This is a genomic window from Roseovarius sp. AK1035 (assembly GCF_003288315.1).
In the GTDB taxonomy this organism is placed as follows: Bacteria; Pseudomonadota; Alphaproteobacteria; order Rhodobacterales; family Rhodobacteraceae; genus Roseovarius; species Roseovarius mucosus_A.
In genome coordinates this window covers 3,910,856-3,925,390 of record NZ_CP030099.1, presented here as the reverse complement: position 1 = coordinate 3,925,390, position 14,535 = coordinate 3,910,856, and the positions used below count along the sequence as shown (strand labels likewise).

General features: G+C 62.6%; 9 protein-coding genes and 1 riboswitch. Of the genes, 8 read left to right on the top strand and 1 reads right to left on the bottom strand.

Going from position 1 to position 14,535, the window contains the following annotated elements; translation table 11 throughout:
- Nucleotides 1-6 precede the first annotated feature (6 nt).
- The 4 genes from RAK1035_RS18690 (at nt 7) to trmB (ending at nt 4,423) form a co-directional block, all read left to right on the top strand.
- Nucleotides 7-894: a hemolysin family protein gene (locus RAK1035_RS18690; RefSeq protein WP_008280415.1), complete on the top strand. Its 888-nt coding sequence runs from the start codon at nt 7-9 to the stop codon at nt 892-894.
- Nucleotides 887-2,407: an apolipoprotein N-acyltransferase gene (gene lnt / locus RAK1035_RS18685; RefSeq protein ID WP_008280414.1), complete on the top strand. Its 1,521-nt coding sequence runs from the start codon at nt 887-889 to the stop codon at nt 2,405-2,407. The genes RAK1035_RS18690 and lnt overlap by 8 nt, the downstream gene beginning before the upstream one ends.
- Before the next feature lie 38 nt (nt 2,408-2,445).
- Nucleotides 2,446-2,493: riboswitch (SAM-SAH riboswitch) on the top strand.
- Between the two features lie 5 nt (nt 2,494-2,498).
- On the top strand, nt 2,499-3,665 hold the full coding sequence (metK, locus tag RAK1035_RS18680; protein ID WP_008280413.1) for a methionine adenosyltransferase: 1,167 nt from the start codon (nt 2,499-2,501) through the stop codon (nt 3,663-3,665).
- A gap of 44 nt (nt 3,666-3,709) precedes the next feature.
- A complete protein-coding gene (gene trmB, locus RAK1035_RS18675; protein ID WP_008280412.1) occupies nt 3,710-4,423 on the top strand; it encodes a tRNA (guanine(46)-N(7))-methyltransferase TrmB in 714 nt (237 codons plus the stop codon).
- 36 nt (nt 4,424-4,459) lie between these two features.
- On the opposite strand, the gene argE is transcribed toward trmB, so the two are convergent.
- Entirely contained in the window at nt 4,460-5,623 is a 1,164-nt protein-coding gene (gene argE / locus RAK1035_RS18670; RefSeq protein ID WP_008280411.1) for an acetylornithine deacetylase, read from the bottom strand.
- A gap of 315 nt (nt 5,624-5,938) precedes the next feature.
- Here argE and RAK1035_RS18665 point away from each other — a divergent pair, with 315 nt between their 5' ends.
- The 4 genes from RAK1035_RS18665 to RAK1035_RS18650 all read left to right on the top strand — a co-directional run bounded on the left by RAK1035_RS18665 (nt 5,939) and on the right by RAK1035_RS18650 (nt 14,506).
- Nucleotides 5,939-9,709 carry an Ig-like domain-containing protein gene (locus tag RAK1035_RS18665; RefSeq protein ID WP_008280410.1) on the top strand — a complete coding sequence of 1,257 codons (3,771 nt, stop codon included), beginning with the start codon at nt 5,939-5,941 and terminating at the stop codon, nt 9,707-9,709.
- 117 nt (nt 9,710-9,826) lie between these two features.
- Nucleotides 9,827-11,092 carry a TolC family protein gene (locus RAK1035_RS18660; protein WP_008280409.1) on the top strand — a complete coding sequence of 422 codons (1,266 nt, stop codon included), beginning with the start codon at nt 9,827-9,829 and terminating at the stop codon, nt 11,090-11,092.
- Nucleotides 11,089-13,305 (top strand): ATP-binding cassette domain-containing protein, encoded by a 2,217-nt coding sequence (locus RAK1035_RS18655; RefSeq protein ID WP_008280408.1) that lies wholly within the window; start codon nt 11,089-11,091, stop codon nt 13,303-13,305. Before RAK1035_RS18660 ends, RAK1035_RS18655 begins: the two co-directional genes overlap by 4 nt.
- Before the next feature lies 1 nt (nt 13,306).
- Nucleotides 13,307-14,506: an HlyD family type I secretion periplasmic adaptor subunit gene (locus RAK1035_RS18650; protein ID WP_008280407.1), complete on the top strand. Its 1,200-nt coding sequence runs from the start codon at nt 13,307-13,309 to the stop codon at nt 14,504-14,506.
- Nucleotides 14,507-14,535: the final 29 nt, after the last annotated feature.

The window sequence follows — 14,535 nt, the reverse complement described above, 5'->3', positions numbered from 1 at the left end:
AGATGGATGGGCGAGAGTATCGACGGATCGTCTATGGCAGCGCAGAGCGCGCAGCCTGACGATGACAAGGAAACAGAGGAATCAGGCGGGTTTTTTCGCCGGATCCTTGGGGTTTTTTCCACGACTGATGAGGCCGAAGCGGCTGAGGATGAGCATCCGGCGCAAGCCAACGGCGTGCCGGGCATGGGCAATCTGCGGCATATGGCGGTCGAGGATGTGGCCATTCCAAAGGCCGATATCGTGTCGGTGCCCAATTCGATTTCCAAAGAAGACCTTGTGCATGTGTTTCGTGACAGCGGCATGTCGCGTCTTCCGGTCTATGAGGGAACCTTGGATTCGCCCATCGGCATGCTGCATCTCAAGGATTTTGCGCTGAAGCATGGGTTCAACGGCGAGACTGAGGAATTCAAGCTCGAGGATATGCTGCGCCCGCTGCTTTTTGTGCCGCCGTCGATGCCGATTGGTGTGCTTTTGCAGAAAATGCAGGCCGAGCGGCGGCATATGGCGCTGGTGATCGACGAATATGGCGGGGTGGACGGACTTGTGACCATCGAGGACCTGATCGAACAGGTGGTGGGCGAGATCGAGGATGAGCACGACATCGACGAAGATCATTACTGGACGCAGGAAAAACCCGGCTGCTACGTGGCCCTTGCCAAGACCCCGCTTGAGGATTTCGAGGCCGAGATTGGGATATCTCTGACCGAGGCGGACGAAGTCGATGAGGAAGAAATCGACACGCTGGGTGGTTTGGTCTTTATGTTGCTGGGCCGGGTGCCGGTGCGTGGCGAGGTGATCGAGCATCCCGCCGGGCCGGTGATCGAGGTGATGGAGGCCGACCCGCGGCGCATCAAACGTGTGCGCGTGCGTCTGCCCGAGGCAAAGAATGCCTGAAACAGGCCGGGCCGCGGCCCTGATTGATCGGGTTGCGGGCCTGTCATGGCGCGGGCGTGTTCTGGTGTTGGGGGCGCTGGGGGCCGTGGCCGCGTTGGGGCAGGCGCCGGTCGGGGCATGGCCGCTGAGCATTCTGGCCTTTGCACTGCTGTACGGGGTGTTCTTGCGCGCTGCGGGTGTACGGCAGGCGGCATGGATCGGCTGGGCCTTTGGCACTGGCTATTTTCTTGTTTCGCTCAATTGGATCATCGAGCCGTTTTTGGTCGATGTGGCGCGGCATGGCTGGATGGCCCCTTTTGCCCTGTTGGGATTATCCGGGGGGCTTGCGCTGTTTGCGGCGGCGGCCCTTGGGCTTGGGCGTTCCTTGGGCGGCGGTGCCTTGGGGTTTGTCGGGGGTCTGGGGCTGGTCGAACTGGCGCGGGGATATGTGCTGACGGGGTTTCCTTGGGCGCAGCCGGGGCATGTGTTGATCGACACGCCACTTTTGCATTGGGCCTCGTACCTTGGATCGCTTGGGTTGACGGCGCTGGTGCTGCTGGCGGCGGTGGCCTTGTGGATGGCGCTGACGGGGGCGCGGGCAGGATTTGCTGCCTTGGGGGCTATGGCGCTTTTGTGGCCTCTCGGAGCGATGCTGACGCCTGACACGGGGGCCGGGCCAGAGGCCGCGATAGTGCGATTGATCCAGCCCAACGCGCCGCAGCATGAGAAATGGGACCCTGAAAAGATCCAAGGCTTCTTTGACCGCCAATTGGCGTTTTCGGCGGCGGGCGAGGGGCGGCCCGATCTGATCGTCTGGCCGGAAACGGCGGTGCCGGTGATGCTCGAGAATGCCGCGCGCACACTCGAGGTGATCTCGGACGCGGCGGGGGGCGTGCCGGTGGTGGTCGGCCTGCAACGCCGCGAGGAGCTGCGTCTTTTCAACACGCTGGCGCTGGTTGAGGCCGGGGGCAGTGTGGCGGCGGTTTATGACAAGCATCATCTGGTGCCGTTTGGCGAATACATGCCCTATGGGGATGTCTTGGCGCAGTGGGGTATTCACGGGATGGCCTCCAAGGACGGGCAGGGGTTCTCGTCTGGTCCGGGGGCACAGGTGATCGAGATGGGTGCGCTGGGGCGCGCGCTGCCGCTGATCTGCTACGAGGGGGTTTTCGCGCAGGATTTGCGGGCGGCACCGGGGCGGGCGGATTTCATCCTGCTCATCACCAATGACGCGTGGTTTGGCAAGTTTTCTGGCCCCTATCAGCATCTTGCGCAGGCGCGGTTGCGCAGTGTGGAATTTGGCCTGCCGATGATCCGGGTGGCCAATACCGGCGTTTCGGCAATGATCGACGCAGCCGGGCGGGTGACTGAGTCTTTGCCCTTGGGCGAGGCGGGGTGGCGCGATGCGGCGCTGCCGCCACCTTTGCCGCCCACGGTTTATGCGCGGCTGGGCGATGCGCCGATGCTGGCAATTTTCCTTGTTTTGCTGGGGCTGTCGCGGTTGGATCACAGGCGCAGGGCCGCGCGCATATAGGCATTGACGCAGGTTCTAGAGGGGCGTAACCACACGCTAATCCCCCACAACGGCTTCCTGGCGTGGCGGTGACATCAAATGGAGCAACTTCATGTCAAGACAGAATTACCTTTTCACTTCCGAATCCGTTTCGGAGGGGCATCCGGATAAAGTGTGTGACCGGATTTCCGACGCTATTCTTGATGCATTTCTGACCGAAGAAGCCAATGCGCGGGTCGCCTGTGAGACCTTTGCCACGACCAATTGCGTGGTTGTCGGCGGTGAGGTCGGGCTGAGTGATCAGTCGCGGCTCAAGGATTTCATGGGCCGGATTGACGGGATCGTGCGCGATTGCGTGCGCGACATCGGTTATGAGCAGGATGCCTTTCATTGGAATACTCTGAAATTGCAGAACCTGCTGCATCCGCAATCGGCGCATATCGCGCAGGGTGTGGACCGGGACGGGGCCGGGGATCAGGGCATCATGTTTGGCTATGCCGTGGATGAAACACCGGAATTCATGCCGGCACCGATCCTTTATTCGCATGCGATCCTCAAGCGGTTGGCGGAGGTGCGTAAATCCGGTGCCGAGCCGACGCTCGGGCCGGATGCCAAATCGCAGCTGACGTTGCGCTATGAGGGGGGTCGCCCGGTGGCGGTGACGCAACTGGTGCTTTCGACGCAGCATGCGGATGAGAGTCAGACCAGCGATGACATCCGCGCGATTGTAGAGCCCTATATCCGTGAGGTTCTGCCCGCAGGTTGGCTGAGCGATGAGACCGAGTGGCATGTGAACCCCACCGGCACCTTTGTGATCGGCGGGCCGGATGGGGATGCGGGCCTGACGGGGCGCAAGATCATTGTGGATACCTATGGTGGCGCGGCCCCGCATGGTGGTGGTGCGTTTTCGGGCAAAGATCCGACCAAGGTGGACCGTTCGGCAGCCTATGCCGCGCGCTATCTGGCCAAGAACGTGGTCGCGGCCGGTCTGGCGCAGCGCTGCACGCTGCAACTGAGCTATGCCATTGGTGTGGCCAAGCCGCTGTCGATCTATGTCGATACGCATGGCACCGGCCAAGTGCATGAAAGTGCCATTGAAAAGGCCGTGGCACAGTGCATGGACCTGACGCCGCGCGGTATTCGTGAGCATCTGTCGCTGACGCGGCCGATCTATGCGCGCACCGCAGCCTATGGCCATTTCGGGCGTGCGCCCGAGGCCGATGGCGGCTTTAGCTGGGAGCGGACCGATCTGGTTGACGCTCTGAAAAAAGCTGTTTGATCAGAGGGCTGGCGCGTGATCTTCACGCGCCAGTTTAAGTTTGCATGAGCCAAGACAGACATCCGACAGGCGCGCCTTGGCGCAATTTTTATGGCCGGTTCAAGGGTAAGACCCTGCGGCCAAGCCAAGAGACCTATCTGGACGAAGATCTAGCGAAATTGTCACCGGGTGCCGTCGATTGGGATGTGAACCCCGAGCGGCAAGAAATTGATTTGCCGTCGCTTTTCGGCGACCGCGAGATCTGGCTTGAGATCGGGTTTGGCGGCGGAGAGCATATGGTGCATCAGGCCGCGCAAAATCCGCAGGTCGGGATCATCGGCTGTGAGCCGTTCATCAACGGTGTGGCGATGCTCTTGGGGAAAATCCGGGCGGCAGAGACACAGAATGTCGCGGTATATCCCGGCGATGTCCGCAATATGTTTGATGTTTTGCCCGAGGCGTCGGTGTCACGGGCGTTTTTGCTTTATCCTGATCCCTGGCCCAAGGCGCGCCACCACAGGCGGCGCTTTGTGACGCAAGAACATCTGGAACCGCTGGCCAAGGTGTTGAAAAAGGGTGCGATTTTCCGTGTGGCCACGGATATTCCCGATTATGTGCGCCAGACCCTAGAGGAGGTGCCGCGCGCGGGCTTTGAGTGGCTGGCCGAGGGGCCTGCGGATTGGCGCAATCCTTGGGGGGATTGGATTTCGACGCGCTACGAGCAAAAGGCGCTGCGCGAAGGGCGCGTGCCGCATTACCTGACGTTTCGGCGGGTTTAAGCGCGGCGGCGCGCCGCGCAGATCAACGAGCGCCCCTCAGCGCCCAAGCCGATCGCCCAAGCGCCCCAACATGTCGAGACATTGCTGGAGTTGGTCGAGCGAGAGGTATTCGTCGGGCTTGTGCGCCTGATCAATCGAGCCGGGGCCGCAGACGACCGCCGACATACCATAGCTTTGGAACAGCCCCGCCTCGGTGCCGAAGGGCACGAGATCTGCGCCATTGGCGCCGGTGAGTTCCATCATGATGTCGCGGGCTTCGTTCAGATCGGTGGGTTCGAGCCCGTCCACCTCGCCAATGATTTCGGTGACGACGCTGGCATCGGGGCAAATCTCGCGCATGCGGGGGAGCAGCATTTCTTCGCAATAGCGGCGCAGGTCCTCTTTGACGAAATTGGCATCGGCGGCCTGAACGGGGCGCATCTCCCATTCAATGGTGGCGTTGGAGGCGATGACGTTATGCGCCACGCCGCCCTTGAGCGAGCCGGTGTTGATTGTGGTCCAAGGCGGATCGAAGCGGCTGTCTTTGGGGGCGCGGGCGCGCAGCGCCTCTTTGAGTTCCAGAAGGCGGTTGACGTAGCGCACCGCGTATTCCACCGCGTTCACGCCCCGGTCCGGGGCAGAGCCGTGCCCGGCCAAACCGCAGAAATGGGTGGTGTATTCATAGCAGCCCTTGTGCCCTTCGATCACGCGCATCATCGTGGGTTCACCAATGATGGCCACGCCGGGGCGCAGGTTGCGGGCGCGCAGGCTTTCGACCAAGGCCTGCGCACCGAAACAGCCGACTTCCTCGTCATAGGTGAAGGCAAAGTGAATGGGACGGTCGCGCACCCGCTCTGCGAAATAGGGGGCCATGGCGGTTGCCGCCGCGATAAAGCCTTTCATGTCGCAGGTGCCGCGCCCATAGAGCCGTCCCTCGTGTTCGGTCAGTTCGAACGGGTCTGAGGCCCAATCCTGTTCGGCCACCGGCACCACATCGGAATGGCCTGACAGCACGATGCCGCCGTCCACCTCTGGCCCGATGGTGGCAAAGAGATTGGCCTTGTGGCCGATATCGTCGTGAAAGATGTCGACGCGCGCGCCTGCGGATTCGAGGCGGTGCCCGAGATAGGCGATCATGTCGAGATTACTGAGTTCGGAAATCGTGGGAAACGCGATCAACTCGCGCAGGAGGCCAACGGTATCGGAAAGCTGAGTGGTCACGGGGAAGGGTCCTGTGATGGCAAAATGAACAACTGCCCGACAGTGTGGATCGCCGCGCGGCCCGTCAACCCCCCGTCTTGGAGCAGCCTGCGCTATGTCCGGTTTGATTGTGTTGTGGGGTATCTGATCGTCTCAGCCGTGTGGCGGGGCGTGCCCAAAGAGACTCAGTCTGTCCATATCTATGGAAAAGCGGCGTATTTTGGGGGGGCGGGATCAAAAACATCTAGCGATTGCGGCGGAAAAAAGATAATTAAGACACAATAAAACAAATCGGCACACCAAAGTGCCGAACCCTGAGGTCAGAGTGGTGGTGTTATGAAAGCGATTGATTTTGTCGCTCGCACAGATGCGGGCAATTCGCAGCGTGGGTCAATTCCGGGGCAAGATGGCGTAAGCATCATTCCGGCGGGCAACGGACAAGAAATTTCTCTTAATCTTCGGCAAATGGACATTCAGGGTTATGCCCGCGATGGCTCTAACCTTGTGATCAACCTGTCAGATGGCAGGGTGGTTGTGCTGGAGGGATATTACTCCGCAACCGGGGCGCCTGTGAGCCGGCTGTTCATCAGCGCCGACGGTTATCTCAATGAGGTGACGCTGAGCGAGGGCGGCGATGGGCCGGTCTATGCACAGTATGGCCCGACCGAAAATTGGGCCAAATGGAGCCCGGATGAAGAGCTGATCTTTTTGGGCGGCAACGAGGTGACGGGGCCGGTTGAAGATGACGAAGTGTCAATGCTGGGGGCGGCCTTTTTGGGGGGCGGCGGTCTCTTGGGGTTGGGCGGCGTCGGGGCTGCGGGGGCTGCGGCAGCGGTTGTGGCCGGTAGCGGCGGCGGCGATGGTGGCGGTGGCCGCGGTCGGATCGAGCCCACGGTCAATGAGGATGGCACGATCACGATTGGCGGGGATCAGGATGATCCCAAGATCACAATCACCGGCGATGCCGAACCGGGATCCGAGGTGGATGTGACCATCGGCGATCAGACGGTCACCACTGAGGCTGACGAAGACGGGAAATGGGAGGTCGTGTTCGAAGACGAGACCTTCCCCGAAGATGGCGAGCATGATGTGGTTGTCGTCGTCACAGAGCCTGACGGCACCGAGACCACGCTAGAAGGGCCGGTGGTGGTGATCGACACCACGCCGCCCGAGGTGGTGATCGAGGATGGTGTGGTGTCGACCGACGATATCGTGAATGCCGACGACTATGAGGACGGCATCGAGATCACCGGCAGCGGCGAGCCGGGGGCCGAGATTTCCGTTGTGATCGAGGGCGTCACCGAAACCACGGTCATCGGTGAGGATGGTCAGTGGGAAGTGGTGTTTGATCCTGCTGATATTCCCGGGGGCGAGCGCGAGGTGGCGGTGGTGATCACCGCGACGGATGCGTTTGGCAATTCGACCGTGGTCACGGATGTTGTGGCGATTGATACGGTGCCGCATCCGATTGTGATCAACGCGTCTGAGGTTGGGGGCGATGGTGTTGTCAATCTGGTGGAAGAGGGGGCCGGTGTGGCAATCACCGGCAGTTCGACGCCGGGGGCCACTGTCACAGTGACGGTCGAGGGTGTATCCCGCGATGTGCTCGTGGGCGAAGATGGCACCTGGAGAGCAGAATTTGATCCGGGCACCTTGCCCGGTGGGCAATATGAGACTGTGGTGACGGCAACCACTGTTGATGCGGCGGGCAATGCCAGCAGCACCACAGGGACATTCCGCGTTGACACTGAAGTGCGCGATTTCGGCATGACCGGTGCGCCCGGTGGGGCCGATGGTGTGATCAACGCCGCTGAGCAGGGCGATGGCTTTACGATGAGCGGCACGGTCGAGCCGGGCTCGACGGTGCGCCTGACCTTTGGCACGGCGGTGGTGGATGCCGTGGTGGCGGCGGATGGCCGCTGGACCGCGACCTTTACGGGCGCGCAGATTGCGGGCGGCACCTATACCGGTGATATCGTGGCGGTCGCCACGGATGCCGCAGGCAATGTCAGCGAGTTGCGCCAAGCGGTGAGTGTGGATACTGAGGCCAATGATCTGAGCCTTGCGACCGATGGGGTCGGGGGCGACGGCACGGTGAACCTTGTCGAAACGGGCGGGCAGGTGGCGATCACCGGCACTGCCACGCCGGGGGCTACAGTGACCGTCACATTCGCAGGCGTGACGCAGGATGTGGTTGCCAATGCGTCGGGCGCTTGGGTGGCCACTGTCGCGGGCAGCGCGCTGGCGGCGGGAACCTATGATGCGCCGGTCACGGCCGTATCCGTCGATGCAGCGGGCAATCGCGCCGATGTAAGCGGTTCGGTGCGTGTTGACACCGAAGTGCGCGATTTCGGCATGACCGGTGCGCCCGGTGGGGCCGATGGTGTGATCAACGCCGCTGAGCAGGGCGATGGCTTTACGATGAGCGGCACGGTCGAGCCGGGTTCGACGGTGCGACTGACCTTTGGCACGGCGGTGGTGGATGCGGCGGTGGCGGCGGATGGTCGCTGGACCGCGACATTCACCGGCGCGCAGATTGCGGGCGGCACCTATACTGGTGACATCGTGGCTGTGGCCACGGATGCCGCAGGCAATGTCAGCGAGTTGCGCCAAGCGGTCAGTGTGGATACCGAGGCCGGTCTTTTGACGCTGAACGCGGGGGCGATTGGTGGCGACGGCGTGATCAATGGGGCCGAGGCGGATGCCGGCGTGCTGGTCACCGGCACGGCTGATGCCGGGGCAACCGTGATTGTCAGTCTCGACGGGGTTGAGCACACGGTGCAGGCCGATGGCGCAGGTCGTTGGCAGAGCCGCTATGAAAGCGCCGAGATCACGCGCGGCACGCATGTGCCCGAGGTGAGCGCGCGCACGGTCGATGCGGCAGGCAATCCGACCGAAGTCGAGGCGACAGTGCGGGTGGATACGCAGGTCGACAACCTTAGCCTCAGCGATCTGAACCTTGCGATTGGGGCCGATGGGCGCGATGTCATCAATAATGACATTGCGACGGGTGGTTTCAACGTCACCGGCACGATCGAGCCGGGCAGCCGGGTATTTGTCACCATCGACGGGGTGCAGCACGAGGCGCAGGTGGCGGCCAATGGAAATTGGGTGGCACGCTTTGGCCCCAATGAGATTGCACCCGGCGAGCGCGACGTTGCGTTGCGGGTCGATGTGACCGATCCGGCGGGAAATATCGCATTCCTCACCGATACGGTGCGGGTCGATACCTTGGTCAATGAGCTGAGCCAGGATGGGCCGGTGACATCGGACAACATCATCAACATCTCTGAGGCGGCGGCAGGTGTTACTCTGACCGGGCAGGTGGAGCCGGGATCAAGCGCCGAGGTGCGGGTTTTTGGCCGGACCTATCAGGCGGTGGTAGATGCGGCAGGCAACTGGTCTGTGAGCTTGCCCACTGCGGATATTCCCCGGCAGGATGGTCAAGCCCCGATGGTGGTTTTTGCGACCGACGGGGCAGGCAATACGCATCAGATCACGAGCAGCCTGGCGCTCGATATGGTCGCGCCCGAGACGCCGGGGATCGTGGGCTATTTCCGGCAGGGCGACGGCTATCGCAATGCCACGGTGGAAACGAGCGTGGACGATGTGAGCATTCATCAGGTCGATGCGGGCGGGAATGTGCGCGAATTGGCACTGGGTGAGCAGGCCAACCAATTCACCGGCGAGACGGATTACTTCTTTCTCAACGGGGCAGGCCAGTTGGCACCGGTATCGGATGGCTCGCAATTGGTGGTGACGAGCACAGATGCCGGGGGCAATACCGCAAGCACCTATGTTGTGCTGGATGAGACCAGCACATCGGTTGTGAACATCGCCAATCCCAATCTTAGCGCCTTTGACATCGAGACGATTGATCTGCGGTTTGGCGATCAGGCGCAATTGAGCCTGACCGAAGCACAGGTTCTGGCGCTTTCGGGCAATAGCGATACGGTTCTGGTTCAGGGGGGCGCGGATGACCGCGTGACGCTGACCGGGGCCGAGGCCGCAGGCCGCACACAGATCGACGGTCAGACCTATGACATCTACACGCTGGGCAATGATGCCACGGTCGTGGTGGATGAGGATATCCAGATCGTCACCTGATGCCGGACAGGGACGCGCGCCCGTGCCGGGGTGCGCGTCTCCAAAGACAAGGCCGGAACGGTCGGAGGACTATGTATGGGGACTGTAACGAGGGGTTTTTTGCTTGCGGGGGTCTGTTTGGCGCTTGCAGGGTGTTGGCGCGACGACGGTAGCGATGCCGAAGTGTCACGCGCCGCCGCAGGGCCAGACCTTCGCCCGGATGAGGTGGCGCGGGCCAAAGAGGCCGCAGGTTCCGAGATCATCCGCGATTTGCAGGCGCGCCGATCGGTTTTGGCGCCGGGCAGCAGTTTTGATCAGGTGGCTGCATCGGTTTTGGCCGCCTATAGCCGCAGTGCCGAAGCGGATTTGCTGAGTGCGCGGTTGCGCGCCGAGGCGGCATCCAAGAACTGGTTGCCGCGCGTTGGGCCCAATATCAGCCTGACCAGTCTGAGCGATCTGGTCAGCCAGTTGATCGTCGAGCAGGTGTTGTTCGACAACGGCCGCAAAAAGGCGGAGCGCGATTTTGCCAAGGCCGATGTCGAGGTGGCCGCCGTGACGCTGGCCGAGGATGTGAACGGGCGCGTGTTCGAGGCGCTCTCGCTCTATCTGGATGCAGCACAGGCGCGCGAGCGGTTGGTGCTGGAGCGGCGCACGCTGGAGGATATGAGCCATTTTGAATGGATCATGTCGGAGCGGGTCAAGGGCGGCGTATCGGATATGTCTGACCTCAATATCCTGCGCTCGCGTCTGGCGGAAATCCGCGAGGTGATGGCTGGGCAGCAAGAGGCCGAAGCCACGGCGCTGGCAGAATTGAACGCCATGGCGGCGCGGCCCCTTGGGGGGGTGACGGGCCTGTCGGAGGTGCCGGTTGACGCGGGGTCTGTGCAATCCTTGGACGTTCTGCGCGCCATGGCCGAGGCCGAACGCGACACCGCTGAGGCGGTGATGGCGCGGGCGGGTTTCTTGCCCGGATTGACGGCGGGGGGCACGGTTGGCAATGGCGACACGAGTTTTGGGCTGAACCTGCGGTCCGAACAATTGCTGGGTTTGGGCACCGGGGCGCAATTGAAGGCGGTGGACGCCGATAAAGAAGCCGCCAAGCGCCGCCGCGCGCAGGCGGATGAGGATAGCAACCGGGTTGTGCAGCGGCTGGAGGGGCAGTTGAGCGCCCTGTCGCGGCAGGTGGGCGAGGCAAGCACGCTGCGCGATACCGCCAGGGCCAATCTTGATCTTTTCCAAGCGCAATACGATGCCGGGCAGCGTGATGTCATGGATGTGGTTGGTGTCTATGAGACCTTTGCCCAGCGGCAAGCGCGCGCGCTGGCCCTGAAATACGAACTGGCGCTGGCGCGGCTGGAACTGGCGCGGCATTTGGGCGTGCTGGCGGAGGGGAGCCGGATTTGACCAAGGCCCCCGTCGCCCTGACGATCACGACCGGCGCGCGCGGGGGTGAGGCAAGTGGCCCACAACCTGCGCCAGCGCGGTTTGGTGAGCGGGCTGTGGCGCGGGCGAAACTGGGGGTGGCCTATGCCGCGCTTTTGGGTATCGAAGCGGTCGAGCGCGATATTCTGGAGGCGATGATCGCGAGCAAGGCGGGGGGTGGCCCTACTGACCAGCCGCAACCGCGCGCCCTGGCCGATGGGTTGGAGGCGGCGGGGCTGATGGCGCGGGTCGAGCCGGTGGCGCATCCGCATCCTGATCAATGGCCGGCGCTGGCGCAGATGACGAGCGGGCAATTCGTGCTGGTGCTGTCACAGGCGGGCAGCGTGTTGACGATCCACGACACCACCTGCGCCGATCAGCGCGCCGAGGTGCCGCTGGCCGAGTTCGAGCCGTTCTTTACCGGCCTTGTGGTGCGGGCCGATGCCCCGGTGCAAAGCCTGAGCCGCGCGCATGATGCGCCCGAGGCCGCGCCGCATTGGTTCTGGAGCCAGTTTGCCGGGTTCCGGCGGCATATCGCAGAAGTGGCGCTTGGCTCTTTCGTGGCCAATATTCTGGCGGTGGCGGTCGCGCTTTTTGCGCTTCAGGTTTACGACCGGGTGATCCCGCATCAATCCGAGGCGACGCTGTGGGTATTGGCGGCGGGGGCGGGTCTTGCGCTGGTGATGGAAGCCGCGCTGAAAATTGCGCGGGCGCAGTTGATGGACGGGGCCGGGCGGCAGATCGAACTCAATGTGCAGCGAATTCTGATGGACCGTATTCTTGGGATGCGGTCCGAGATTGCGAGCAAGAGCCCGTCGCAGATATTCTCGGCGATGCGGGAATTCGGATCGGTGCGTGAATTCTTTACCGTCTCGACCATTGGCACGCTGACGGATTTGCCGTTCATCGTGGTGTTTCTGGCGCTGGTGGCGTCGATTGCGGGCAATGTGGTTTGGGTCTTGATCCTGGGCGGGGTGATCATGGTTCTGCCCGGTTTCCTGCTGCAACGCCGGATGATGCGGCTGACGCAAGAGATGCAGGGGGCGAGCGCGCGGGGGGCGCGGCTGTTGCATGAGGCGATATTCGAGCTTGATACGCTCAAGACGCAGCGGGCCGAGGAACGGTTTCGCCGGATTTGGGGCGAGTTGACGGCGCTTCAGGCGATCAAGTCGAGCGAGCAGCGGCGGCTGGGATCAGTGCTGAGTTTCTGGGCGCAGGCGGTGCAGCAGGCGACCTATATCGTGGCGGTGATCCTTGGCTCTTATCTGGTGTTCGCGGGCGAATTCACTGTGGGTTCGATCATCGCCGTGGGGATTCTGACCAGCCGCACACTGGGGCCGCTGACGCAGCTTTCGAGCACGCTGGCACGCTGGGGCAATGTGAAATCGGCGCTGGTGGGGCTGGATGCGATTGCGCTGGCGGATCAGGACGAGGGCGAGGGGCGCAGCTATTTGCGGCGCACGGCGTTGACCGGCGCCTATGAGCTGCGCGAGGTGCAGTTTGCCTATGACGCAGGCGGAGCGCCGGTGCTGGATATTCCGGGGTTGATCATTCAGCCCGGTCAGGTGGTGGCGGTGCTGGGCACCAACGGGTCTGGCAAATCGACCTTTCTCAAGCTCTTGTCGGGGCTTTATGCCCCAAGCCGGGGGCGATTGATGCTGGATGGCACCGATATGGGGCAGATCGCGCCGCGCGATTTGCGGCGGATGATTGGCTATCTGGGGCAGGATGTGCGGCTGTTCACCGGCAGCCTGCGCGAGAACCTGAACCTGACCTTGCTGGAGCGCGATGACGCGCGGCTGATGCAGGCGCTGGATTTTGCCGGTTTGGGGCCCTTTGTGCGCGGTCATCCCAAGGGGTTGGACCTCGAGATACTGGACGGTGGTCAAGGGCTGAGCCAAGGGCAGCGGCAGAGCATTGGCTGGGCGCGGCTATGGTTGCAGGACCCGGCGGTGTGCCTGTTGGACGAGCCGACGGCGGCGCTGGATCAGACGCTGGAGCGCACGCTGGTCAGCCGGTTGGAGACATGGCTGAAGGGGCGCACGGCGGTGATCGCGACGCACCGGATGCCGATCCTGAGCCTGACAAGCCGGACACTTATTCTGCAAGCCGGGCGGATGGCGGTGGACGGGCCGCGCGATCAGGTGCTGGCGCATCTGGCGCAGGCGGCAGGCACCGGGCCGGGAGGGGCATGAGATGAGCGACGTTGGCGCGCGCAGTACGGCCAGCATTCTGGCGGAATTGAACGGGCGCTTGCGCGGGCCGAGCCTGATGGTTTGGCTTTGTGCGGCGAGCGTGTGGATTTTCATCCTCTGGGCGGCGTTTGCCTGGATCGACGAGATCGTGCGCGCGCCGGGCGAGTTTATTTCCACCTCGCGGCCGCAGATCATCCAGAATCTTGAAGGGGGTATTCTGGCGGAATTGCTGGTGCAGGAGGGGGATGTGGTGGCGCGCGGCGATGTTCTGGCGCGGCTGCACGATACGCGGTTCAATTCCGAAGTGGCGGATCTCCAGGACCAGATCGCGGGGCTTGAGGTGCGGCAACTGCGGCTTGAGGCGGAATTGGCGGGGCAGTTCGATTTTACGGTGCCCGACGGGCTGGCGGGGCAGGCGGGGGAAATGGTCGCCTCGGAGCGCGCGCTTTTGAAGGCGCGGCAAGAGGATTTCGTCAAGCGCAGCGAAGGGGCCAAGCGCGTGATGCAGCAATCCGCCGAGGAAAAGCGGCTGTTGGAAGGATTGCTGGAGAAAAAGATCGTGGCGCTGATTGAGGTTACGCGCGCCCGCAAGGCGCATGCGGATTCCGAGAAACGCTATGATGAGATCATCACCCAAGCCGAGTTGGAGCGGGCAGAGGCCTATTCCGAGACCCTCAAGGAATTGGCGACGCTGCGCCAGAATTTGCGGGCCAGTCAGGATCAGTTGAACCGGACGGTGCTGCTGAGCCCATTGCGCGGGGTGGTCAACAATCTGAGCGTGACGACGATTGGCGGTGTGGTGCGCCCCGGCGAAGAGATTCTGGAGATCATCCCGCTGGATGAAGAGATGTTTGTTGAGGCGCGGGTCGAGCCACGCAATATCGCCAATATCCGGCGCGGGCAGGAGGCGACGATCAAACTGACCGCCTATGACTATACGATTTATGGCACCCTAAAGGGCCGGGTGGATTTCATTTCAGCCGATACGTTCAAGGATGAGCGGGCGCGTGAGGCGGATGGTGATCCGCATTACAAAGTATCGCTGCGGGTGGATATGAGCGCGCTAACACCCCGTCAGGCGGGGATAGAGATCAGGCCGGGCATGCAGGCCGAGGTGGAGTTGCACACCGGCGAAAAGACCGTGCTGCAGTACTTGCTGAAACCGCTCTACAAGAGCCAACAGGCGCTGCGCGAGCCGTAAGGCACGTTGCGTCTGATCGGGGTCATATC

Bases quoted from the DNA above. Each gene is read 5' to 3' on its own strand.
- trmB (WP_008280412.1), top strand. From the start codon at position 3,710: ATGAGCCAAGACAGACATCCGACAGGCGCGCCTTGGCGCAATTTTTAT.
- RAK1035_RS18665 (WP_008280410.1), top strand. From the start codon at position 5,939: ATGAAAGCGATTGATTTTGTCGCTCGCACAGATGCGGGCAATTCGCAG.
- RAK1035_RS18650 (WP_008280407.1), top strand. From the start codon at position 13,307: ATGAGCGACGTTGGCGCGCGCAGTACGGCCAGCATTCTGGCGGAATTG.
- RAK1035_RS18690 (WP_008280415.1), top strand. From the start codon at position 7: ATGGGCGAGAGTATCGACGGATCGTCTATGGCAGCGCAGAGCGCGCAG.
- metK (WP_008280413.1), top strand. From the start codon at position 2,499: ATGTCAAGACAGAATTACCTTTTCACTTCCGAATCCGTTTCGGAGGGG.
- lnt (WP_008280414.1), top strand. From the start codon at position 887: ATGCCTGAAACAGGCCGGGCCGCGGCCCTGATTGATCGGGTTGCGGGC.